Origin of the sequence: Streptomyces viridochromogenes (genome assembly GCF_001270495.1) — a bacterium.
Lineage (GTDB): Bacteria > Actinomycetota > Actinomycetes > Streptomycetales > Streptomycetaceae > Streptomyces > Streptomyces viridochromogenes_A.
Map to the genome: position 1 here is coordinate 1 of NZ_LGUR01000004.1, position 24,039 is coordinate 24,039.

A 24,039-nucleotide genomic window follows, 5' to 3' on the forward strand; every position below is an offset into this window, starting at 1 on the left:
CGAGGACATCAGGGGCGGGGCCAACCTGCTCCCCCGGACCTGCCCCCCCCTAACCTGCCCCCCCCCCCCTTTGCCCCCCCCGCCCCGCCCGCCCCGCCCGGCCCCGTCCGGGCTAGGCCACCCACTGCTCGTACGCCAGCTTCGCCACCAGTGCGAACACCACCGTCAGCAGCACCACCCGGACGAATCCGCTGCCCTTCTTCAGCGCCGTACGCGCCCCCAGCATGCCGCCCGCCAGGTTGAACACGGCCATCACCGCGGCCAGCTGCCACAGGACCGTGCCCTGCCAGGCGAAGGTGGCCAGCGCCCCGGCGTTCGTGCAGCAGTTGACGATCTTGGCGGTGGCGGAGGCGGTGACGAGGTCGAGGTGGAGGACGGCGGTGAGGGCGAGGACCAGGAAGGTGCCGGTGCCGGGGCCGATCAGCCCGTCGTAGAAGCCGATGCCCAGGCCGGCCAGGCCGATCGCGGCGAGGACGCGGCGGGGGGAGGCCGGGCCGGTCGCCGGTGCGGTGCCGAAGGCGGGGCGCAGGATCACGAAGGCGGCCACCGCCAGCAGCACCACCATGATCACCGGCTTCAGCACCTCGGTGCTCATGCCGGCCGCGAAGAAGGCGCCGCCGGAGGAGCCCGCGAGCGCCGCGAGGCCGATGCGTACGGAGAGACGCACGTCCACAGGTGCCTTGCGGGCGTACGTCACGGCGGCGCCGGACGTGCCTACGATCGCGACCGCCTTGTTGGTGCCGAGCGCGTACGCGGCCGACGTGTTCGCCGGGAGGCCGAGCAGCAGGGCCGGGAGCAGCAGAAGGCCGCCGCCGCCGACCACGGCGTCGATCCAGCCGGCCACGAGGGCCGCGAGGCACAGGACGACGACCATGGTCAGCGATATGTCGGGCATGATCGCGACCCTAAGCAGCGGATTCGTGTGCCGTCCATGCACATGAGGATCATCTGAGGTTCGTCCGCCCCCGACCTCACAGCCCGCCCGCACCGTGCCCGCCGAACCCTCACACCCGCCTCTCGCGCTCGCTGAGGGCAGCGTTCCTCACGGGAAACAGATGCGATGCGGTCGGGAAACACCGGCACCGCACGCTCGATGCCATGACCTCGAATACGCGTGTGGTGGTGATCGGCGCCGGCCTCGCGGGCGTACGACTCGCCCGGCGGCTCGGCGAGCTCGGCACGTCCGTGACGCTCGTCGGCGACGAGGAGCACCGCCCGTACAACCGGGTGCTGCTCGCCGAGGTGCTGGCCGGCCGGTACAGCCCCGAGGTGATCGCCCTCCCGGCGCCCGCGGAGCTGACCCGCGGCCGGGTCGCCGGCATCGACCGCGAGGTGCGAGCCGTACACCTCGCGGACGGGTCGGAGATCGCATACGACACGCTGGTGCTGGCCACCGGCTCGAACCCGGTGCTGCCGCCGCTGCGCGGACTGTTCACGCCCGACCATGTGCTGCCGGAGGGCGTCCACGCCTTCCGGACGATGGACGACTGCCTGGGCCTGTCCAAGGCGGTCCGGCCGGGAGTGAAGGCGGTCGTCATCGGCGGCGGGCTCCTCGGAGTCTCCGCGGCGCGTGCGCTCGCGATGCGCGGCGCGCAGGTCGTGCTCGCCCAGCAGTCCGAGCGGCTGATGGAGCGCCAGCTCGACCCGGCCGCCTCGAAGCTGGTCCGGCGCCATCTCGTCGACCTCGGTGTCGAGGTCCACACCGACCTGCGTGTGCGGGACGTGCGCTGCGTCGGCGGTGCGGTCCGCTCGGTGGAGATGGCCGACGGATACGCGCTCGACGCCGACCTCGTGGTCCTGGCCTGCGGGGTCCACCCGCGTGCGGGCCTCGCGAAGGCCGCCGGCCTGGACGTACGCAAGGGGATCGTCGTCGACGACGAGCTCCGTACGTCCGACCCGCACATCCGGGCCATCGGCGACTGCGCGCAGCACGACGGGACGGTGTACGGACTGGCCGCGCCCGCGCTCGAACAGGCCGACATCCTGGCCGAGCTGCTGGCGGGGAACGCCACCGCCCGTTACACCGGCACCCGCGCCCTGACCCGACTGACGCTGGCCGGTGAGGGCTTCTTCGACCTCGCCGTGTTCGGCGAGACGGAGGCCCGGCCCGGCGACGACGTCGTTCAGCTCGCCGACGCCACCCGCGGCACCTACCGCAAGGTCGTCGTCCGCGACGACCGCCTGGTCGGCGGGGTTCTCGTCGGCGAACTCGGCACCGTCGGCGCGCTCGCCCGCGCCTGGGAGGGAGCAGAGCCGCTCCCCGACGACGGCCCGCTGCTCCACCTGCTCACCAACGATGGAGGCTCCTGATGACCGCCACCCCGGAGGCCACGGAGGCCACCCCCACGATCGTGCTCGTCGGCCACGGCATGGTCGGCCAGCGCTTCCTCGAGGCGCTCGCCGCGCGCGGCATGACCGCCACGCACCGCGTGGTCGTGCTGTGCGAGGAGCCGCGTCCGGCGTACGACCGCGTCGCCCTCACCTCGTACTTCTCGGGCAAGACGCCCGAGGACCTCTCGATGACGGACATGGAGTTCATCGAGACGCACGGCATCGAGCTGTACGTCGGTGACCCGGCCGTCTCCGTCGACCGCGAGGCGAAGAAGGTCACCGCCAGGTCCGGCCAGGTCTTCGAGTACGAGACCCTCGTCCTCGCCACCGGCTCGTACCCGTTCGTGCCGCCGGTCCCCAACAAGGACGCGCAGGGCTGCTTCGTCTACCGCACGATCGAGGACCTCCTCGCCATCGAGGAGTACGCGAAGACCCGCACGACCGGTGCCGTGGTCGGCGGCGGTCTGCTCGGTCTGGAGGCGGCCGGTGCGCTGAAGGGGCTCGGACTCACCTCCCACATCGTGGAGTTCGCGCCGCGCCTGATGCCGGTGCAGGTCGACGAGGGCGGCGGTGCGGCCCTCCTGCGCACCATCGAGGACATGGGCCTGAGCGTCCACACCGGCGTCGGCACCCAGGAGATCGTGGTCGACGAGGCCGGCGCCGTCACCGGCATGAAGCTGTCCGACGGCTCCGAACTCGCCACCGACATGGTGGTGTTCAGCGCTGGTGTCCGCCCCCGCGACCAGCTGGCCCGCGACTGCGGTCTGACGGTCGGCGAGCGCGGCGGCATCACGGTCGACGAGCAGTGCCGTACCGTCTCCGACCCGCATGTGTTCGCGATCGGCGAGTGCGCGCTGGCCTCGGACGGCCGGGTGTACGGCCTGGTCGCCCCGGGTTACGAGCAGGCCGAGACGGCCGCCGCGACGATCGCCGCCGACGAGGCCGAGGAGCTGACGTTCACCGGCGCCGACCTGTCCACCAAGCTGAAGCTGCTCGGCGTGGACGTGGCGTCCTTCGGTGACGCGCACGGCACCGCCGAGGACTGCCTGGACGTCGTCTACTCCGACTCCCGCGCGGGCCTGTACAAGAAGCTGGTCATCGGCCGGGACGGCACGCTGCTCGGCGGCATCCTGGTCGGCGACGCGGAGGCGTACGGCACGCTGAAGGCGTTCACCGGCTCGGTCCCGCCGGTCTCGCCCGAGTCGCTGGTGCTGCCGGCCGGCGCCGGAGCGCCCGTCCAGCTGGGCCCGTCCGCGCTGCCGGACGAGGCGATCATCTGCTCCTGCAACAACGTCACCAAGGGCACCATCCGCGGCGCGGTCACCGACCACCAGTGCACGACCGTGCCCGAGGTGAAGAAGTGCACCAAGGCCGGTACGACCTGCGGCAGTTGCGTCAAGGTCCTCGGCCAGCTGGTCACCGCCGAGCTGGAGGCGTCCGGCGTCGAGATCGACAAGGGCCTGTGCGGCTGCTTCTCGCAGACCCGCGAGGAGCTGTACGAGATCGTCCTCGCCCTGCGGATCAACACCTACCAGGACCTGCTGGACCGCTACGGCCGTGACGGCGCCAAGGGCGGCGACGGCTGCGAGATCTGCAAGCCGGCGGTCGCGTCGATCATCGCGTCCCTCGCCCCGACCATCGGCGCGAGCGGCTACGTCCTGGAGGGCGAGCAGGCCGCCCTCCAGGACTCCAACGACCACTTCCTGGCCAACCTCCAGAAGAACGGCTCGTACTCGGTCGTCCCGCGCATCCCCGGCGGTGAGATCACCCCCGAGGGCCTCATCGTGATCGGTGAGATCGCCCGCGACTTCGGCCTCTACACGAAGATCACCGGCGGTCAGCGGATCGACATGTTCGGCGCGAGGGTCGAGCAACTCCCCCTCATCTGGACCCGGTTGGTGGACGCCGGCTTCGAGTCCGGCCACGCCTACGGCAAGTCCCTGCGCACGGTGAAGTCCTGCGTCGGCCAGACCTGGTGCCGCTACGGCGTCCAGGACTCCGTCCGCATGGCGATCGACCTGGAGCTGCGCTACCGGGGCCTGCGCTCCCCGCACAAGCTCAAGTCGGCGGTGTCGGGCTGCGCCCGCGAGTGCGCCGAGGCCCAGTCGAAGGACTTCGGCGTCATCGCCACCTCGGCCGGCTGGAACCTGTACGTCGGCGGCAACGGCGGCGCGACCCCGCGCCACGCGGACCTCCTGGCCCAGGACCTGTCGGACGCCGAACTGATCAAGCTGATCGACCGGTTCCTGATGTTCTACATCCGCACCGCCGACCGCCTGGAGCGCACCTCGACCTGGCTGGAGCGGATCCCGGGCGGCCTGGACCACGTCCGTGACGTGGTCGTGGAGGACTCCCTCGGCATCTGCGAGGAACTGGAGTCCCTGATGACGGCCCACGTGGCGCACTACGCCGACGAGTGGGCGACGACCATCAACGACCCCGAGAAGCTCGCCCGGTTCGTGTCCTTCGTGAACGCGCCGGACACCCCCGACCCGGTCGTCGGCTTCGTCCCCGAGCGCGACCAGATCAAGCCCGACCTGCCGCTGCTGACCATCGGCCACCGCCCCCTGGAAGGAAGCGCCCAGCGATGACCCTGGCACCCGAGACGACCGACCTGAAGATCGAGCTCCAGCTGGAGAACGGCTGGTTCACGGTCTGCGAGCTGGCCCGGCTGCTCCCCGGCCGGGGCGTGGCGGCCCTGCTGCCCGACGGCCGCCAGGCCGCCCTCTTCCGCGACCGCTCCGGCAAGCTGTACGCCATCGACAACCGCGACCCCTTCGGCGGCGCGGCGGTCCTCTCCCGCGGCCTGACCGGCACCCACCAGGGACGCCCGTTCGTCGCCTCGCCGCTGCTGAAGCAGCGGTTCGACCTGGAGTCCGGGGTGTGCCTGGACGACGAGTCGGTGCGGGTGGCTACGTACGAGGTGCGTGCCTCGTAGTAAGGCGGCGAGGCCACAGCCTGAGGGGGGGGCGGTACCCGTGTACACGGGTACCGCCCCCCCCCCTCGAAATGGCCGCCCCACCCGCTTGGGCCGGTCCGGCGATCAGCCGACCTGGCCGGCGATGGTCCGCGCGCACACCACGGACTCGGTGTACGTGGTGTCGACCTCCAGGTCGTAGAGCACGCCCTCGTGCACCATGTCCGCCTGCAACGCGGCCATCCCCGCGGCCCGGTCCCCCCGCGCGATCTCACGTCCCGCGGCGACCTCGCTCTCGCACCTGACGCCGACCCACAGCACGTCCAGGTCGCCGAGATGCTTTCGCCACCGCTGCTGGGACTCCGCTCCGCCGAGGAAGACGTCGTCGATGATGACCCTGGCGCCCGCGCGCGCCATCGCCACGACGCCCTCCATCCAGGCCGCCTGCAATGCCATGAAGTCCGCCCCGACGCTCACCCCGCCGTCCGCGGCGAACGTGATCCCCGCGTCCGAGGCCAGCATCCTCGCGGGCAGCGCCTCGACGAACGAGTCACACCCGAACGTCAGCCACGGATCCGGCAGCACGGCCTGGAGACACCGTACGAGCCCCGACTTCCCCGAGCTGGAACCGCCGTTGAGGATGATCACCCGAGTCGTCATCGCGTCACAGTAGGGCGCTGCCCGCGCGGCGTGAAGCGAATATCGGCACCGCTCAGCCCACCAGGGGCGGGCGCTCCGCGTAGTCGTCGGCGCCGTTGGGCAGCGGCCGGGTGTCCAGGTAGAACCACTCGGCGTCCGGGCCGGGAGCCGGCGGAGGGGTCGAGGGCGGGGCCGGTGCCGGTGCCGGTGCCGGCCGGGTTGCCGCAGGAGCCGGGTTCGCCGGGCCCGGCATCAGCAGTTCCACGCGCAGCCCCAACCCCCGCTGCTGTGCCGTGAACTCCTCCACCTGGTTCCGGCAGGCGTGGTCCAGATGGGTGACGCCGGTCAGGTCGAGGCGGATGCGGGGCTTGCCCGAGGCAGCGGCGGACTCCAGGGCCTCGATGACCTGCGGCAGTCGTAGGAACGTCGCGTTGCCGGCCATGACGACCTTCGCGGTGTCGTCCTCGACGTGCTGCCGGATCACCGTCTGCGACATGCGCAGGGCGGCCAGCACGATCCCGGCGGCCAGTCCGATGAGGACGCCCTCCAGCAGTGCCGTCGCCACGATGACCAGCGTCGTCACCGTCATCACCACGAACTCGCCCCGGTCCTGCCGCCACATCTTCGGGAACTCCTCCGGCGCGAACAGCTTCCAGCCGCTGTGCACGAGGACGCCCGCGAGCACCGAGATCGGGATCAGGGCGAGGACCTGCGGCAGCAGCAGCGCGAAGGCCAGCAGCCACAGGCCGTGCAGGGTGCGGGAGAGCCGGGTCTTCGCGCCGGCCTGGACGTTCGCCGAACTGCGGGCCACGACCGCCGTGATCGGGAGGGCGCCGAGGACGCCCGCGACCGTGTTTCCGGCGCCCTGGGCGATGAGCTCGGTGTTGTAGCGGGTGCGGGGGCCGCTGTGCATACGGTCCACGGCGGCCGCGGTGAACAGGCTCTCCGCCGAGGCGATCACCGTGAAGGTGAGGATGGAGGTGAGGATCGCGGGCTCCGCGAGACCCGCGAACTGCTCGGCCCCCGGCACTTGCACCGACGCCAGCAGATTCCCGACCTGGAGGGTCTTCACGTCCACGCCGGGCAGCGCGGCGACCGCGATGCCGATGCCGACCGCGACCAGCGCGGCCGGGAACTTCTTCGCCGGGCCCGGCACCTTCTTCCACACGAAGCTCAGCACGATCGTGGCGACGCCGAGCAGCGTGGCGATCATCGCCTGAGGGTTGGTCAGGATGTCGGCGAACAGGCCCGGGATGCCCGCCATGTTCTCGATCGGGGTGCCGGGAGCCTTGGCGTCGGCCACCGGATAGGCCTGGCTGAACATCAGCGGCAGGCCGATGCCGGCCAGCATCCCCTGGACCACCGCCAGGGAGATCGCCTGGAACAGCCGGCCGAGGCGTACGACGCCGAGGACGATCTGGAGGATGCCCGAGAACAGGACGATCACGCCGAGCATCGCCACCCCGTGCTCCAGCACCGTCTCCGCGACCAGCGCGGCGAGCCCGGCGGCCGGCCCGCTGACCTGAAGCGTGCTGCCCCGCACCGCGCCGACGACCAGGCCGCCGATCACCCCGGAGATGATCCCCAGCTCGGCGGGGACACCGGAGGCGACGGCCACGCCGATGCACAGGGGCAGGGCGACGAGGAAGACCACGAGGGAGGCGGTGATCTCGTTGGCGAGATCGGGCTTCGCTCCCCCGGCCGTCCCGTTCGCCGGAGCCTTCGCGGGGCCGCCGGCCTTCGGTGAGCTCACCTTCGTACGCCCCGCCCCGCGCCCGCGCGCATGCGCCCCGCTCATCCGGTATGCACCCGGAACAGCCCGTCGCCCTCCAGCTCGTGCACCTGCCCGGTGTCGACCTCGTAGTACCAGCCGTGCAGCCGCAGCCGCCCCTCGTCCAGCCGTTGCCGCACCACCGGGTAAGTCCGCAGTACGGCCAGCTGGTTGACGACATTGCCCTGGGCCACGTCGGGCAGCGACGGGTCGTCGGAGGCCGTCGTGAGGACCGGCGCCAGTTCGGGGCGGGCCAGTTGCAGCCAGGCGTCCACGCCGGGCAGCGCGGACAGGTCGTCGCCCGACTTCAGCGCGCCCATCGCCCCGCAGTGTGAGTGACCGCACACGATGACGTCCTGAACCCCGAGCACCTCCAGTGCGTACTCGATGGTGGCGGCCTCCCCGGACACGCCGGGGCTGCCGTACGGCGGCACGATATTTCCCGCGTTGCGCAGCTCGAATATCTCTCCGGGCCGCGCTCCGGTAATCAGGGCGGGTATGACCCGTGAGTCCGAGCAGGTAATGAAGAGCGCCTCGGGATATTGCCCCTCGGCCAGTTTGCTGTATTCGCCGCTCTCGAAATCGACCCGCCGCTTGAACGTACGGGCACGGTTCAGTAACGCCTTCAACTTTGGCTCCTCTGTGGGAAGTTCGACCAGTTCACAGCACCGTAGGGGAGCCCACGCCAGAGGAAGGTTAAGTAAGGGCCAGAACGCGTCCAGTAATTGGACATTCTTTGTCGCAATGCCCTGCAAGCGCTTGTTTCTTGTAGCGTGTTGACGTCAGGGCAGAGAATGCAAATTCACGGAGAGACAGGACGCATGGGCATACGAGTGCTGCTCATCGAGGACGACGAGACGATCGCCGAACCGCTCGCCGAGGGCCTGGGGCACTTCGGACTGACGGTGGACCACGTGACCACCGGAGCCGAGGGGCTGAGACGGCCGTACGGCGATGTCGTCCTGCTCGACCTCGGGTTGCCGGACATGGACGGCATCGACGTGTGCCGGGGCATCCGTCAGGTCTCGGACGTGCCGGTCATCATCCTGAGTGCGCGGGGTGAGGAGGCCGACCGGGTGCTGGGCCTCGAACTGGGCGCGGACGACTATCTGGCGAAGCCGTTCAGCGTACGGGAGTTGGTGGCACGGGTACGGGCGGTGACCCGGCGGACCCAGCGCACGGAGGCGGTGCCGGAACCGGCGGGCGCGGCGCCGATCCCGCCGTACGAGGCCACGACGCCACCCCCTTCGTACGCGGCCACGCCACCCCCTTCGTACGAGGCCACACCCCCCTCGTCGTACGAGGAACCCGCACCCCGGCCCGCGCACGCCGCCGCCCCCGGCCCCCTCGTCGTCGACCGCCGTACCCGTCAGGTCTGGGTCGGAGAGATCCCCGTCACCCTCACCCCGAAGGAGTTCGAACTGCTGGCGCTGCTCACCGAGGACCCCGGTGCGGTCTACTCACGGCAGCAGATCCTGGACCGGGTGTGGGACCCGCACTACGAGGGCCCGACCAAGACGCTGGACGTCCATGTGGCCTCACTGCGGCGGAAGTTGGGCCACGCCGGGTGGATCCAGACGTTGCGCGGGGTCGGCTTCCGGCTGGCGGTGCAGACCGAGCCCGGCGGGCAGCAGGTGTCATCGCCGTGACCCGCCGGCTGCTGCTGAGCTACCTCTCGCTCGCCGCGCTGGTGCTGCTCTGCCTGGAGGTCCCGCTGGGCTTCGTCTACTCGCGCAGCGAGCGGGAGCGGGTGGTGAACGCGGCGAAGGACGAGGCCGAATCGGTCTCGGCGTACGCCTCGCTGTCCCTCAGTACGGGCCGTGCCGAGCGGGACCTGCCGCGCCGGGTGGCGCACTGTGCCGAGCGCATCGGCGGGAAGGTGGTCGTCGTGGACGCCTCGGGCACCCTGCTCGCCGCCTCGCATCCGCTGGCCGCCATCATGTCGGCAGACCTGGCCTCCCGCCCCGGCATCGCGGCCGCCCTGCGGGGCACCTCCACGGTGGACGTCCGTACGTCGACCATCGGCGGCGTCGAGTACCTGTCGGTCGCCGGCCCGGTCCAGCGGGACGGGCGGCTCCAGGGTGCCGTATGGCTGACGCTGCCGACGCAGACGGTGCACGAACGCGTCCATCATGTCTGGCTGCTGCTGGCCGTCGGCGGGCTCGGGGTTCTCACGGCGGTCGCCCTGGTCGGGTTCGCCATCGCCTACTGGGCCGGCCGGCCGATCCGTGAACTGGAGCACGCCACCCATGAGTTGGCGGAGGGCGGCCGGGCGACGCCCGTGACGATGACGAAGGGACCGCCCGAGGTCCGCCGGCTGGCCGCCGCGTTCAACCGCACGGCCGCCCGGCTCGCCCATCTCCTCGACGCCCAGCGTGCGTTCGCGGGAGAGGCATCCCACCAGCTGAAGACGCCGCTCGCGGCGTTGCGGCTGAGGCTGGAGAACCTGGAGCCGAACGTCTCCGACCGCGGCCTGGGCAGCCTCACCGCCGCCGTGACCGAGACGGACCGGCTCGCGCGGATGGTCGAGGGGCTGTTGGCGATGGCCCGGCTGGAGGAGGACTCCGCGACGCCCGCGCCCGTCGACGTGGGCGCGATCTGCGCGGAACGGCACCGCACCTGGCTGCCGCTCTTCGCGCAGCGGCGGGTCTCCCTGGTGCTGTTCGCGGGGAGCGTGGGGCCGGTTCTCGCGGTGCCGGGCGGAGTCGAGCAGATCGTGGACAACCTGCTGTCCAACGCCCTGCGCGCCTCCCCGCCCGACAGCACCGTGACCATCGAACTACGGCTCCACGTACCGGCGCGCCGCGCCCTGCGCGACGCGCGCCCCGCCTGGGTCGACCTGCACATCGCCGACGAGGGCCCGGGCATGACCGCGGACCAGCGCGCCCGGGCCTTCGACCGCTTCTGGCGCGCGCCGGGTGCCCCCAAGGGCGGTACGGGGCTGGGCCTGTCGCTGGTCCAGCGCCTCGCGCACGCGAGCGGCGGCGAGGCGAGCCTGCACGCCTCGGCGGCGGGCGGCCTGGACGTGGTGATCCGGCTGCCGTCGGCGGAGCCGCCCCGCGAGGTGCACGGTCCGGGCGCCGACCGGCCGGCACAGCGAAAGCGAGTGGTGCCGGTGTTGCGTGTGTGAGTGCCGAGTGGTCAGCTTCAGATAGGCCCATGGGCACGTGCCCACGTGGGCGCATGGTCACGTGGGCGCATGGTCACAGGGGCGCATGGTCACAGGGGTACTCACCGCACATATGTACGCGGGCACATGGGCACCCACAGGCAGCTCTCAGGTGCGCCGTCCAGCAGTCACCAACTGGCCACGGTGCGTCCACCCGGCTCCCCTAGGTTCCATGCCGCCCCCCACGCACGACCCCGTCGTCGACCGGCGACGGGGCGGTACGGCACCTCTTGGAGTGAGAGTGGAACGTCGTAACCTCCTGCGTGCGGCCGTCCTCGGCGGCTCGGCCGCCGTTTTCGGCGGAACCCTCTGGCGCGGCGCCGCATACGCGGCCCCCGCCCAGCCCGGCACCGGCCCCTACGGGGCGCTGGGCTCCCCCGACGCCAACGGCATCAGACTCCCCAGCGGCTTCACCAGCCGCGTCATCGCCCGCTCCGGCCAGACGGTCTCCGGCACGTCGTACACCTGGCACAACGCCCCTGACGGCGGCGCCTGTTACGCCGACGGCAGCGGCTGGATCTACGTCTCCAACTCCGAGATCAACCCCTCCGGCGGCGCGAGCGCGGTGAAGTTCTCGTCGACGGGCGCGATCACGGCCGCGTACCGCATCCTCTCCTCCACCCGGCAGAACTGCGCGGGCGGCAAGACCCCGTGGAACACCTGGCTGTCCTGCGAGGAGGTGTCGCTCGGCTACGTCTACGAGACCGACCCCTGGGGCACGAACGCGGCGATCCGCCGGGACGCGATGGGCCGCTTCAAGCACGAGGCGGCGGCCGCCGACCCGGTGCGCAAGGTGATCTACCTGACCGAGGACGAGACGAACGGCCGCTTCTACCGCTTCGTGCCGAACACCTGGGGCAACCTCTCCTCCGGCACCCTCCAGGTCATGGTCGCCGGCAGTGCCGCGTCGGGCTCCTTCACCTGGGCGAACGTCCCCGACCCGGACGGCTCCCCGACGGCCACCCGCTCCCAGGTCTCGGGCTCCAAGTCCTTCAACGGCGGCGAGGGCTGCCACTACGCCGACGACACGGTGTGGTTCACGACCAAGGGCGACAACCGGGTCTGGCAGCTCAACCTGACCTCCAACACCTACGAGTTGGCCTACGACGACTCCCTCGTCAACGGCACCGCTCCCCTCACCGGCGTCGACAACATCACCGGCGCCTCCTCCGGCGACCTGTTCGTCGCCGAGGACGGCGGCAACATGGAGATCTGCGTGATCACCCCGGACGACGTCGTCGCCTCCTTCCTGCGCGTCGACGGCCAGTCGGGCTCGGAGATCACGGGCCCGGCGTTCTCACCGGACGGCTCCCGCCTGTACTTCTCCAGCCAGCGGGGCACCAGCGGGAGTTCGTCGGGCGGGATCACATACGAGGTGACGGGCCCCTTCCGCGCATAGCGGTCACGAAACAGACACACCTCCTCCACAACTGGCCTCCGGGCATTACGGTCATCCCCTCACGCACCACCAGTGGGGGGATGACATGACCAGCCCGTACACCACGGCACCGATGCCGCAGCCGCCGTTCCGCCCGGCCCCGAAGTGGGCCCGCAAACGGTACGTACTGCCCGCGCTCGCCCTGGCCTTCTTCCTGGGCATCGGCGCGGGCGGCGCGTCCGGCGAGGGCACGAAGAACACCGCGGCGACACCGAAGGCGGCCTCGCCGCAGCCCACGGTCACCGTCACCATGACGGCCCAGGCACCGGAACCGGAACCGGCACCGACGGTGACGGCCACCAAGACGGTCAAGGTCACCAAGACGGTCACCGCCACCCCCGCCGCGGACACCGGCACCGGCTCCGCCGACGACTCGTCCAGCGGCGACGTCTACTACGCCAACTGCACCGAGGCCCGCGCGGCCGGCGCGGCCCCGGTCCACCGAGGCGAGCCCGGCTACGCCTCCCACCTCGACCGGGACAACGACGGGGTGGGCTGCGACAGCTGACGCAGACGGCACGCGTAGGAGCAGGAGAGGGCGGCACCCGAACAGGGTGGATGGCTGGCTTCCCGACCTGGGAAGTCAGCCCTTCAAGGACATTGCCGACGACGTGATGCACCGTCCCATCGACCTCAACGTGCCCGTCATCAGCATGGACGACATCCCGGCACCCGTCCGCCTCAACGCAATCCTCCACGAGCTGCTGAGGCTCCTGCGGAAGGAGGCTGCGGCCAACCCTTGACGTAAGGCGGGTCACGCGGGCTCGCTTCCCTCCCGGGGGGCGCGACGGTTCACGCCCTCGGCGGCTGCCACGGCGCGTGACGCACCTGGAGGGCACAACGAGGGCACCACAGCTTCATGCGGATTCAACGGCAGCCAACGCCAACAAACACCATTTAGCCTGGTCAGCGACGTATCTTGACAGTCTCCGCAGACGATTCAGGAGAGGGCGGCACCCCCGCACAGGGTGCCGCCCTCTTTCGTGCACCGGAGTCGCCGCCCATCGGTCTTGAGGGTCGGGGACAGGCGACGACTCCGGAGTTTTCGCCGGCCCGTAGGGCCTGTCAGCGGCCGTACGGTCTATGGGTGGCCGTAGGACCTACCGGTGGTCGCTCCCCACCGACTGGGAGGCCGCGCGGCCGGCCTCCAGGCGGGCGACGGGGATCCGGAACGGCGAGCAGGAGACGTAGTCCAGCCCCACCTCGTGGAAGAAGTGCACCGACTCGGGGTCACCACCGTGCTCGCCGCAGACGCCGAGCTTCAGGTCGGGACGGGTCTCGCGGCCCGCCTTCGCCGCCAGCTGTACCAGCGAACCCACACCGTCCTTGTCGATCGTCTCGAACGGGGAGACACCGAAGATGCCCTTCTCCAGGTACGCCGTGAAGAACGAGGCCTCCACGTCGTCCCGGCTGAAGCCCCACACCGTCTGGGTGAGGTCGTTCGTGCCGAAGGAGAAGAACTCCGCCGCCTCCGCGATCTGACCGGCCGTGAGGGCAGCGCGCGGCAGCTCGATCATCGTGCCGATCGACAGCTTCAGCCGCACACCCGTCGCCGCCTCGACCTCCGCGACGACCTGGTCGGCCTCCTCGCGGACGATCTCCAGCTCCTGGACCGTGCCGACGAGCGGGATCATGATCTCGGCGCGCGGGTCGCCCTTGGCGTTCTTGCGCTCGGCGGCGGCCTCGGCGATCGCGCGGACCTGCATCGTGAACAGGCCGGGGATGACCAGGCCGAGGCGTACGCCGCGCAGGCCCAGCATCGGGTTCTGCTCGTGCAGGCGGTGCACCGCCTGGAGGAGGCGCAGATCGTTCTCGTGCGGCTCCTGGCGGGACTCGGCGAGCGCCACGCGGACCGACAGCTCGGTGATGTCGGGCAGGAACTCGTGCAGCGGCGGGTCGAGGAGACGGATCGTCACCGGCAGGCCGTCCATCGCCGAGAACAGCTCCACGAAGTCCTGCTTCTGGAGCGGGAGCAGCTCCTTCAGGGACTCCTCTCGCTCGGCCTCCGTGTCGGCCAGGATGAGGCGCTCGACCAGCTCACGGCGGTCGCCGAGGAACATGTGCTCCGTACGGCAGAGGCCGATGCCCTGCGCTCCGAACCTGCGCGCGCGCAGCGCGTCCTCGGCGTTGTCCGCGTTGGCGCGCACCCGCAGGCGCCGCTTGCGATCGGCGAACGCCATGATCCGGTGCACGGCCTCGACCAGCTCGTCGGCGTCCTGAGCACCGGCGTGCATGCGGCCCTCGAAGTACTCCACGACGGGAGACGGAACCACCGGGACCTCGCCCAGGTAGACCTTGCCGGAGGAGCCGTCGATGGAGATCACGTCGCCTTCCTCGACCACGTGACCACCCGGCACCGTCATCCGGCGCCGCTTGGTGTCGACCTCCAGCTCCTCGGCACCGCACACACAGGTCTTGCCCATGCCGCGCGCGACCACGGCCGCGTGGGACGTCTTGCCGCCACGGCTGGTCAGGATGCCCTCGGCGGCGATCATGCCGTCCAGGTCGTCGGGGTTCGTCTCCCGGCGGACCAGGATGACCTTCTCCCCCGACCGCGACCACTTCACCGCGGTGTACGAGTCGAAGACCGCCTTGCCGACCGCCGCACCCGGCGACGCCGCGATGCCCCGGCCGACCTGCTCGACCTTCGCCTCCTCGTCGAACTTCGGGAACATCAGCTGGGCGAGCTGGGCGCCGTTGACCCGCTGGAGCGCCTCGGCCTCGTCGATGAGGCCCTGGTCCACCAGCTGGGTCGCGATACGGAAGGCGGCGCCCGCCGTCCGCTTGCCGACGCGCGTCTGGAGCATCCACAGCTGACCGCGCTCGATGGTGAACTCGATGTCGCAGAGGTCCTTGTAGTGGTTCTCCAGCGTCTCCATGATCTGCATCAGCTGGTCGTACGACTTCTTGTCGATCGACTCCAGCTCCGCCAGCGGGACGGTGTTGCGGATGCCCGCCACCACGTCCTCGCCCTGGGCGTTCTGGAGGTAGTCGCCGTAGACGCCCTGGTGGCCGGAGGCGGGGTCGCGGGTGAAGGCGACGCCCGTGCCCGAGTCCGGGCCCAGGTTGCCGAAGACCATCGAGCAGACGTTGACCGCGGTGCCCAGGTCGCCGGGGATGCGCTCCTGACGGCGGTACAGCTTGGCGCGGTCGGTGTTCCAGGAGTTGAAGACCGCCTCGATGGCGAGGTCCATCTGCTCGCGCGGGTCCTGCGGGAAGTCCCGGCCGGCCTCCTTCTTGACGATCTTCTTGAAGGCGGTGACCAGCTTCTTCAGGTCGGCGGCCTCCAGGTCGGTGTCGACCGTGACCTTCTTGGCCTCCTTGGCCTTGTCGAGGGCTTCCTCGAAGAGCTCACCGTCGACGCCGAGGACGGTCTTGCCGAACATCTGGATGAGACGACGGTAGGAGTCCCAGGCGAACCGCTCGTCGCCGGCCTGGTCGGCGAGGCCCTTCACGGACTTGTCGGAGAGCCCGATGTTGAGGACCGTGTCCATCATGCCGGGCATGGAGAACTTCGCGCCGGAACGGACGGAGACCAGCAGGGGGTTGTCGGCCTGGCCGAGCTTCTTGCCCATCTTCGACTCAAGGGCGTCGAGGTGCGCACTCACCTCGTCACGCAGTGCCGCCGGCTCCTCGCCGCTGTCGAGGTAGACCTTGCAGGCTTCGGTCGTGATCGTGAACCCGGGGGGAACGGGAAGGCCCAGGTTGGTCATCTCGGCGAGGTTGGCGCCCTTGCCACCCAGGAGGTCCTTGAGGTCCTTGTTTCCCTCGGTGAAGTCGTAAACGAACTTCGCTACGTGGGGTTCTTTGTTTTCCGACACGGTCTCGACTCCCTCGAGGACGCGGTGGCTGCCCTGACGGCGAGGAACATACCCAGATCGAAGGCGCCTGGGTACGTCTACTCACGCGTCATACGCCCGTAACCACCCGTCCGCCAGTGGATCGAAAGTCAAGGCTTAGCAAGCGGAGACGGGTGGATGTTTTCACTTCTTGAACGCAAGAGTGTCCATGAGTGCGGTTTCTCGCTCATCTGAGCAGCCATCCTGCACGTCTGATTTCGATCGATGAACGATCAAGGGGTGGCACCGAGTGCCACCCCTTGGAGAAGTGCAGCCGCTCAAGATCCGCTCATCTGAGCGCAACCCTTATCAAGGGTGGCGAGAATCACGCTGCCACAGAGCCCCGGATTTCACCATGCGGACGTGCGCCCGGGACGGAAACGCGCCCGTCACACACCCTCCCCGGACGGCTGCCGCTCACCCATCCGGGCGGCTGTCACACACCCGCCCCGGACAGCTGTCGCACCCCACCCCGGACCGCTGTCACCCACCCACCCCCGCGTCTGGCGCTCACCCACCCCGCGTCTGTCACACACCCAGCGCGACCAGCCGTTCCTCCACCCGCTCCGGTGCGTACAGATGCTCCACGACCAGCGCCCCGGCCCCCACCAACCCGGCCCGCTCCCCGAGCCGTGAGGTGACGACGTCCAGATGAGCGGTGGAGCGCGGCAGCGCCCGCTGATACAGCAGCTCCCGCACACCGGTGACGAAGGGCGTCCCCGCCAGATCCCCGGCGATCATCAGCACCCCGGGGTTGAGCAGCGTCACCACGGTCACCAGCACGTCCCCGACCTGCCGCCCGGCCTCCCGCGCCAGCGCGGCCGCCCCCGGATCCCCGGCCGCCAGCAGATCCCGCACATCCGAGCCGGAGGCCGCGGGCACCCCGGTCTCGGCCAGCCGCCGGGCCACGGCACCACCGCTGGCGACGGCGGCCAGACAGCCGTACGAGCCGCACCGGCACAGCGCGTCGGCTCCCACCCGGATGTGCCCGATGTCGCCCGCGCCCCCGTCGATACCCCGGTACACGGAGCCGTCCACGACGACCCCGGCGCCGATGCCGGTCGACACCTTCACCAGCACGAACGCCGAGCACTCCGGATACCCGGTGCGCTGTTCGCCGTACGCCATGAGGTTGGCGTCGTTGTCGACGAGGACCGGGACCGGCGCGGCCCCCGTCCGCTCGGCGAAGGCCCTGCCCAGCCGCCCTCTTATGTCGTAGCCGTCCCAGCCCGGCATGATCGGCGGCTGGACCACCCGGCCGGTCTCGCTGTCCACCGGTCCCGGCACCGCGAGCCCGATGCCGCCCACCTCGCCGGCCCTGCGCCCGGCCTTCTCCAGCAGCTCGGCGAACCAGCGCCCCAGCTCGCCCAGCACCACGTCCGGCCCGTCCTCGACGACCAGCGTGCCGCTGTGCTCGGCGAGGATCTCGCCGGTCAGGGTCAGTACGGCGGCACGCGCGTGCCGGGTGTCCAGGTCGGCGGCGAGGACGACGGCATGCTCGCCGTCGAACTCCAGGGTGATGGCAGGCCGTCCGCCCAGCGGCGAGTCCACCGGCCCCCCGGCCCCCTCGCGCAGCCACCCCGCACGGAAGAGCCGGTCGAGGCGCTGACCGACAGTGGCGCGGGAGAGGCCGGTGGCCTGCTGGAGGGCGCCGCGTGTGACGGCCCGCCCACTGCGCACGAGTTCGAGCAGATCACCGGCGCCGGCGGAGCCGACCCCCCTGGTCGTCCTGGTCGTCCTGGCCGTCCTGGCCGCCCCGGTCGTCCCGGTCGTTCGGCCCGTCCTGCTCGTCCGCCCCTGCCCTTGCCGCCCGTTCATGCGCACCCCCTTGTGTTCCTCAACCCTGCATTACATATTGGGTTTTGCGTGTTAAATAGACGTAACCCTACGGTAGCCATGACCGAACCGGTCGGCCGAACGTCTTTCGGGGAGCCCCGAGTGGATCGCATCGCCCAGCTCACAGCCCGTCCCACGGCGCGTGACATCGCATACGATCCGCCCTCTGTGGCGGATTCGCTGCACGTCAGGGCCGCCCGAGTGCTGGAGGCCAACTGGACCGGCGCGTCCACCGTCCCCTCCCGCAGCCTGTATCCGCACCAGTGGTCCTGGGACTCGGCGTTCATCGCGATCGGCCTGAGGCACGTCTCGCCGTTACGGGCACAGACGGAGCTGGAGACCCTGCTCGCCGCCCAGTGGGGCGACGGCCGTGTCCCGCACATCGTCTTCAACCCCTCGGTCCCCCTCGACGCCTACTTCCCGAGCCCCGACTTCTGGCGCTCCTCGACCGCGGGCCGCGCCGCGGGCGCCCCGCGCACCGTACAGACCTCCGGCATCGTGCAGCCACCGGTGCACGCGCTGGCGGCCTGGCTGGTGCACCTCGCCGACCCGGTACTGTCCCGGGCGCGCGGCTTCCTCCCCCGGATGTATCCCCGCCTGGCCGCCTGGCACCGCTATCTGCTGCACCGCCGGGACCTGGGCGGCGGCGGCCTCGCGTCGGTCGTGCACCCCTGGGAACAGGGCATGGACAACAGCCCCTGCTGGGACGCCCCGCTCGCCCGCGTCACCCCGGCCCCGGCCCGCTCCTTCCGCCGCGCCGACCTCGACCACGGGGCCCCCGAGGACCGCCCGACGGACCTGGACTACGGCCGATACGTACGACTGGCGACGGACTACCGGGACGGCGGCTACACCGACGGCGGAAACAGCGGAATCAAGGGGGCACCCCGCAGGGCCTCGGCCTCGGCCGAGGGCGGCGGCGGGACACGGGCGGGCGAGGGCGACTTCGCGGTCGAGGACCCTGCCTTCAACGCCCTGCTCATCGCCTCCGAGCACGCGCTCGCCCGGATCGCCGACGAACTGGGCGCCACCGGCACGGCCCGCCGCGCACGCGCGGAACGGCTGACGGCGGCGCTGGTCGAGCGGCTGTGGGACCCGGCGGAGGGCATGTTCTTCTGCCGCGACGTACGGGGCGCAGGACTCGTGCCCGAGCGCAGCGTCTCGGGCCTGCTCCCCCTCCTCCTGCCCGGCCTGCCGCGGGACATCGCCACAGACCTGGTCCGGACGACGACGTCCGAGCACTTCGGCCTCGGCACCTCGACCCGGCTCGTGCCGAGTTACGACCTCCTCGGCGAGGCCTTCGACCCGCACCGCTACTGGCGCGGCCCGGCCTGGTTCAACACCAACTGGCTGCTGGAGCGGGGCCTGCGGACGCAAGGGGAGCACCGACGAGCCGACGCCCTGCGCGAGGCGGTCCTGGACATCGCACAGAGCTCGGACTTCGCCGAGTACGTGGACCCGTACACCGGCGAGGCATGCGGGGCGACCGGCTTCAGCTGGACCGCCGCGCTCACGCTCGACCTGCTGCACAGCCCGCCGCTCAGTCCGCTGCACAGCCCGACCGAAACCACTGCGGTCAACGAACTCAAGGGAGGTATCCGGGGATGACGGACCGGCATCATCTGCTCGTGTACGGGGGCACGTTCGCCGCCGTGGGTGACGGCGGGGACATCAGCGGCGTACGGGCCGCCGGCTCCCCGGAGGGATTATTCGTACGCGACGCCCGCCACCTGAGCCGCTGGCAGCTCACCGTGGACGGAGCGGTACCCGAGACCCTGACCCCGGTCGCCGACGGAGACACGGCCCGCTGCGTGCTGGTCCCCCGCGGCGGTCGCAACGAACCCCCGGCCTACACCCTCTTCCGCGAACAGGCGGTTGGCGACGGCTCGTTCATCGAGTCTCTCCGAGTGACCAGCAACCGCCCGACCCCGACGACGATCCGCATCGCCGTCACCGCCGACGCCGACTTCACCGACCAGTTCGAACTCCGCTCGGACCACCGCACCTACGCCAAGGCGGGCGCCACCCGCTCCCGTCAAGTCCTCGACCACGGAGTGGAGTTCGCGTACCGGCGGGGCGAATGGCGCTCCCTGACGACCGTGACGGCCGACCCCGCCCCGGACGCCGTGGAGGAAACGGGCACAGGCGCCCGCCGCCTGATCTGGACCCTGGACCTGCCCCCCCACGGCACAACGGAACTGACCCTCCGAGTGATGGCCCGCCCCCACGGCGACAAACGCGCCCTGCGCGTCCCACGCTCGCCCTCGGCCCTCACCGACCAACTCATCGCTCTGGAGGGCGAGTTCGTAGAAGGGGTGGCCTTCCCGACCGGCTGGCCCGAACTGGCCGCCGCCTGCGCCCGCGGCCTCGCCGACCTGGCCGCGCTCCAGGTCCCGGCGACCGGCCCCGACGGCGAGGAACTGCGCGTCCCGGCGGCCGGCGCCCCGTGGTTCCTGACCCTTCTCGGCCGAGACGCCCTCCTCACCTCCCTCTTCGCCCTCCCCTACCGCCCCCAACTGGCCGCCGCCACCCTCCCGGCCCTGGCCGCGACCCAGGCCACGGAGTCCGGCGTCGACGCGGTCTCCCAGCCCGGCAAGATCGTTCACGAGGTACGGCACGGCGAACTGGCGCACTTCGGGCAGGTGCCGTACGCCCGCTACTACGGCTCGGTGGACGCGACGCCGCTCTTCCTGATCCTCCTGGGCGCATACGTGGACCAGACGGGCGACGCGGCCCTGGCCCGCCGCCTCGAACCCCACGCCCGCGCGGCGATCGGCTGGATGCTCGACCACGGCGGCCTGACCTCCCGCGGCTATCTGGTCTACCGGGCCGACCAGGGCGGCCTGGCCAACCAGAACTGGAAGGACTCCCCCGGCGCGATCTGCTCGGCCGACGGCACCCGCCCCGCGGGCGCGGTGACGGCGGCGGGCGCCCAGGGCTACGCGTACGACGCCCTGCGCCGCACGGCATGGCTGGCCCGCACGGCTTGGCAGGACGAGACCTACGCGGCCCTCCTGGAGCAGGCGGCAGCCGACCTCCGGGACCGCTTCCAGCAGGACTTCTGGATGCCGGAGCACTCCTTCCCCGCCCTGGCGCTGGACGGGGAGGGCCGCCAGGTGGACGCGCTGGCGTCGGACGCGGGGCATCTGCTGTGGTCGGGGCTGCTCGACAAGGAGTACGGCGAGTCGGTGGGCCGCCGCCTCCTCGAACCGGACTTCTTCTCCGGCTGGGGCGTACGAACCCTGGCCGCCGGCCAACCGGCCTACCACCCCCTCTCCTACCACCGGGGCTCGGTCTGGCCGCACGACAACGCCCTGATCACCCTGGGCCTGGCCCGCTACGGCCTGCACGACGAGGCCCGCACCGTCGCCCACGCCCTGGTGGACGCGGCGACGACAACCGGCCACCGCCTCCCCGAGGTCCTCGCCGGGTACGGCCGCGACACCCACGCGGAACCGGTGCCGTACCCGCACGCGTGCGTACGCGAATCCCGCTCGGCGGCAGCGCCGTTGGCCCTGCTGACGGCGGTGGGCGGGGCGTGAGACGGGCCCCCGCGGGCCGGTTGGCCTGGCGTTTGCCGGGTGTTTGCCGAGCGCTGGGGCGCGCCGGCTGAACACCTGCCGACGGCGGACCGTACGAGGGTGTGGCGGGCCCGGGCGGGTCCGCCGCACCACTCCACCAGGGGCCTCGCACGGAAGGACCTTCGGGTGCCTGTCTTCACGCGCCTACGTCAACTGCCGGGCAAGAACGCCGCCGTGCCCGCCGAGACACCTGCCGACGAGGCAACGGCTGAAACACCACCGCCGGACGGGCCGACGCCGGCACCGACACCGGCGACAGAGGACTCCGCCCCGGCGACGGAGGAGTCCGCCCCGGTGGCCGACGGGTCCGCCCCGGCGACCGAAGGGGCCGCCCCGGTGGCCGAGGGGCCCGTCCCGGCGACGGAGGGGTCCGCCCCGGCGACGGAGGAGTCCATCCCGGTGGCCGAAGGGTCCGCCCCGGCGACGGAGGAGTCCATCCCGGTGGCCGAAGGGCCCGTCCCGGCGACGGAGGAGTCCATCCCGGTGGCCGAGGGGCCCGTCCCGGCGACGGAGGAGTCCATCCCGGTGGCCGAAGGGCCCGTCCCGGCGACGCAGGAGTCCATCCCGGCCGCCGAGGAGTCCGTCCCGGCGACTGACGAGTCCGCCCCTGCGACCGACGGCTCCGCACCGCCGCCAACCGACCAGCCCTTCCCAGCGGCCGAAGAACCCGCACCCACCACCAACGAACCCGCGGCCGCCGACGGCGAGGAGGCCCCACAGGGGCCACCCGCACCCGACGACGAAAGCCGCACGGGTGGTGCGGGTGGGAACAACTCGGCCGAAGGCGAAGCCGAGGCCAGACCCCCCACCCCCTACCTCCGCTGGACCCTCACGGCCCTGGCCGCCGCCCTCATCCACATCTGCCTACAGATGCCGAACACCCCGGACAACCTCAAGGCCGCGGAGTTCATACGCCTCCCCGCAGAGGCCATCATCGGAGCCGCCCTCCTCCTCGCCCTCCCCCGCCGCCCCCGCCTGATCGTCGCCGCGCTCTCCGGCGCCTTCCTGGGCGCTCTGACCACCCTCAACATCCTCGACATCGGCTACAACGAATACCTGGGCCGCGGCTTCAACGTCGTCCTGGACTGGGAACTCCTGGACGACGCCCAGTCGTACCTGAAGGACTCCCTCGGCGGCACGACCACCACCCTCCTCACCATCGGCGTCATCCTCCTGGTCGTACTCCTCATAACCCTCGTCGCCCTGGCCACCATCCGCATCGCCAACGTCCTGGCCCACCACAGAACAACCGCGTCCAAGGGCGCTCTCATCGCCGGCACCGTCTGGATCACCTGCACGGCCTTCGGGCTCCAGGTCGCCGGCATTCCGATCGCCGCGGAGCACACCGCAGCCGTCCTCAAGCTCCAGGCACACCGCGCGATGAACACCCTCCGCGACGAGGCGGAGTTCGCGAAGGACACCAAGTCGGACACGTTCGGCAACACGCCCCCCGCCCAACTGGTCCCGGACCTACGCGGCAAGGACGTCCTGTTCACCTTCATCGAGAGCTACGGCCGCAGCGCACTCGAGGACCCGCAGATCGCCCCCGGTGTCACAAGCACCGTCGACACCGGCACCAAGGCCCTCGCGGACGCCGGCTTCCACGCCAAGAGCGGCTGGCTCACCTCGGCGACGTTCGGCGGCAGCAGCTGGCTGGGCCACTCCACCACCCTCTCCGGCCTGTGGATCGACAACCAGCAGCGCTACCGCACCGTCATGGCCAGCGACCACCTCAGCCTCACCAAGGCATTCCAGAAGACCGGCGACTGGGACACGGTCGGCCTGATGCCCGGCGTGCAGAAGGGCTGGCCGGAACAGAAGTACTTCGGTCTGGACAAGGTCTACAACGCCTTCCGACTCGGCTACAAGGGACCGAAGTTCAGCTGGTCGACCATGCCCGACCAGTACGCCCTCGAAGCCTTCCAGCGTCAGGTCCACGGCAAGAAGCGCGACAAGCCCCTGATGGCGGAGATCATCCTGACCTCCAGTCACCAACCCTGGGCCCCCATCCCCGAGATGGTCGGCTGGAACGACCTCGGCGACGGCTCGATCTTCAAGCCCATCCAGAAGTCCGGCACGAAACCGTCGGACATCATCTCCGACTCCACCCGCTCCAAGCAGGAGTACGGCAAGTCGATCTCGTACTCCGTCGCCAGCCTCACGCAATGGCTGGAGCGCTACGGCACCGACGACACGGTGCTCGTCTTCCTCGGCGACCACCAGCCGATGTCCCGCGTCAGCGGCGCCAAGGCGAGCCGGGACGTCCCGATCTCGATCGTCGCGAAGGACCCGAAGGTGCTGGACAAGATCGCCGACTGGAACTGGACGGACGGCCTCCGGCCCGCCCCCAAGGCCCCCGTCTGGAAGATGAGCTCCTTCCGAGACCGCTTCCTCACGGCGTACGGCTCAACCCCCCACCCGTCAAACTGACCCCGACTCCTTCGCCCCCGCCGCCCCTACCCATCCCATCCCCAGGAGCTCCGCCCCCTCACCCCCGCCAGGGGGCTCCCCCCCCTGG

At 71.1% G+C, this 24,039-nt stretch carries 17 protein-coding genes; 11 read left to right on the forward strand and 6 right to left on the reverse strand.

Annotated elements, in window-relative coordinates; genetic code table 11:
• Nucleotides 1-112: 112 nt before the first annotated feature.
• The gene (locus ADK36_RS02835; RefSeq protein WP_048587086.1) at nt 113-895 is read right to left on the reverse strand and encodes a sulfite exporter TauE/SafE family protein; all 783 of its coding nucleotides are present in this window, start codon (nt 893-895) and stop codon (nt 113-115) included.
• 203 nt (nt 896-1,098) lie between these two features.
• Here ADK36_RS02835 and ADK36_RS02840 point away from each other — a divergent pair, with 203 nt between their 5' ends.
• Genes ADK36_RS02840 through nirD form a run of 3 tightly spaced genes read left to right on the forward strand, consistent with a single transcriptional unit; the run spans nt 1,099 to nt 5,269 of the window.
• Nucleotides 1,099-2,310 (forward strand): NAD(P)/FAD-dependent oxidoreductase, encoded by a 1,212-nt coding sequence (locus ADK36_RS02840; protein WP_048587087.1) that lies wholly within the window; start codon nt 1,099-1,101, stop codon nt 2,308-2,310.
• Nucleotides 2,310-4,922, forward strand: a complete 2,613-nt coding sequence (gene nirB, locus ADK36_RS02845; protein WP_053196253.1) for a nitrite reductase large subunit NirB — start codon at nt 2,310-2,312, stop codon at nt 4,920-4,922. The genes ADK36_RS02840 and nirB overlap by 1 nt, the downstream gene beginning before the upstream one ends.
• Nucleotides 4,919-5,269, forward strand: coding sequence for a nitrite reductase small subunit NirD (gene nirD, locus ADK36_RS02850; protein ID WP_048587089.1), 351 nt, complete (start codon nt 4,919-4,921; stop codon nt 5,267-5,269). Before nirB ends, nirD begins: the two co-directional genes overlap by 4 nt.
• A gap of 105 nt (nt 5,270-5,374) precedes the next feature.
• Here nirD and cpt read toward each other — a convergent pair whose 3' ends face one another.
• The 3 genes from cpt to ADK36_RS02865 are packed head-to-tail and all read right to left on the reverse strand — an operon-like array spanning nt 5,375 to nt 8,287.
• Nucleotides 5,375-5,908 (reverse strand): chloramphenicol phosphotransferase CPT, encoded by a 534-nt coding sequence (gene cpt / locus ADK36_RS02855; RefSeq protein ID WP_053196256.1) that lies wholly within the window; start codon nt 5,906-5,908, stop codon nt 5,375-5,377.
• 52 nt (nt 5,909-5,960) lie between these two features.
• Nucleotides 5,961-7,685 (reverse strand): SulP family inorganic anion transporter, encoded by a 1,725-nt coding sequence (locus ADK36_RS02860; protein ID WP_053196258.1) that lies wholly within the window; start codon nt 7,683-7,685, stop codon nt 5,961-5,963.
• Nucleotides 7,682-8,287, reverse strand: coding sequence for a carbonic anhydrase (locus ADK36_RS02865; protein WP_053196260.1), 606 nt, complete (start codon nt 8,285-8,287; stop codon nt 7,682-7,684). Before ADK36_RS02865 ends, ADK36_RS02860 begins: the two co-directional genes overlap by 4 nt.
• A 192-nt stretch (nt 8,288-8,479) precedes the next feature.
• On the opposite strand from ADK36_RS02865, the gene ADK36_RS02870 reads away from it, so the two are divergent.
• The 5 genes from ADK36_RS02870 (at nt 8,480) to ADK36_RS02890 (ending at nt 13,008) form a co-directional block, all read left to right on the forward strand.
• Nucleotides 8,480-9,307: a response regulator transcription factor gene (locus ADK36_RS02870; RefSeq protein ID WP_199830088.1), complete on the forward strand. Its 828-nt coding sequence runs from the start codon at nt 8,480-8,482 to the stop codon at nt 9,305-9,307.
• Nucleotides 9,304-10,788 (forward strand): sensor histidine kinase, encoded by a 1,485-nt coding sequence (locus tag ADK36_RS02875; protein ID WP_048587093.1) that lies wholly within the window; start codon nt 9,304-9,306, stop codon nt 10,786-10,788. Before ADK36_RS02870 ends, ADK36_RS02875 begins: the two co-directional genes overlap by 4 nt.
• Nucleotides 10,789-11,068: 280 nt before the next feature.
• Nucleotides 11,069-12,226, forward strand: coding sequence for an alkaline phosphatase PhoX (locus ADK36_RS02880; RefSeq protein ID WP_048587094.1), 1,158 nt, complete (start codon nt 11,069-11,071; stop codon nt 12,224-12,226).
• A gap of 85 nt (nt 12,227-12,311) precedes the next feature.
• Nucleotides 12,312-12,773 carry an excalibur calcium-binding domain-containing protein gene (locus tag ADK36_RS02885; protein ID WP_048587095.1) on the forward strand — a complete coding sequence of 154 codons (462 nt, stop codon included), beginning with the start codon at nt 12,312-12,314 and terminating at the stop codon, nt 12,771-12,773.
• Between the two features lie 46 nt (nt 12,774-12,819).
• Nucleotides 12,820-13,008, forward strand: coding sequence for a hypothetical protein (locus ADK36_RS02890; RefSeq protein ID WP_048587096.1), 189 nt, complete (start codon nt 12,820-12,822; stop codon nt 13,006-13,008).
• 357 nt (nt 13,009-13,365) lie between these two features.
• Here ADK36_RS02890 and ppdK read toward each other — a convergent pair whose 3' ends face one another.
• Together ppdK and ADK36_RS02900 are read right to left on the reverse strand one after the other, a co-directional pair.
• Nucleotides 13,366-16,086, reverse strand: coding sequence for a pyruvate, phosphate dikinase (gene ppdK / locus ADK36_RS02895; RefSeq protein ID WP_048587097.1), 2,721 nt, complete (start codon nt 16,084-16,086; stop codon nt 13,366-13,368).
• A 546-nt stretch (nt 16,087-16,632) separates the two neighbouring features.
• On the reverse strand, nt 16,633-17,922 hold the full coding sequence (locus ADK36_RS02900; protein ID WP_234329649.1) for an ROK family protein: 1,290 nt from the start codon (nt 17,920-17,922) through the stop codon (nt 16,633-16,635).
• A gap of 120 nt (nt 17,923-18,042) precedes the next feature.
• On the opposite strand from ADK36_RS02900, the gene ADK36_RS02905 reads away from it, so the two are divergent.
• From ADK36_RS02905 to ADK36_RS02915, 3 genes are all read left to right on the forward strand, one after another.
• Nucleotides 18,043-19,548, forward strand: a complete 1,506-nt coding sequence (locus tag ADK36_RS02905; RefSeq protein ID WP_053196261.1) for an MGH1-like glycoside hydrolase domain-containing protein — start codon at nt 18,043-18,045, stop codon at nt 19,546-19,548.
• Entirely contained in the window at nt 19,545-21,482 is a 1,938-nt protein-coding gene (locus ADK36_RS02910) for a glycogen debranching N-terminal domain-containing protein (RefSeq protein ID WP_048587483.1), read from the forward strand. The genes ADK36_RS02905 and ADK36_RS02910 overlap by 4 nt, the downstream gene beginning before the upstream one ends.
• A gap of 432 nt (nt 21,483-21,914) precedes the next feature.
• Complete coding sequence (locus tag ADK36_RS02915; RefSeq protein WP_425315449.1) at nt 21,915-23,951, forward strand: CDP-alcohol phosphatidyltransferase; 2,037 nt, start codon at nt 21,915-21,917, stop codon at nt 23,949-23,951.
• Nucleotides 23,952-24,039 lie beyond the last annotated feature (88 nt).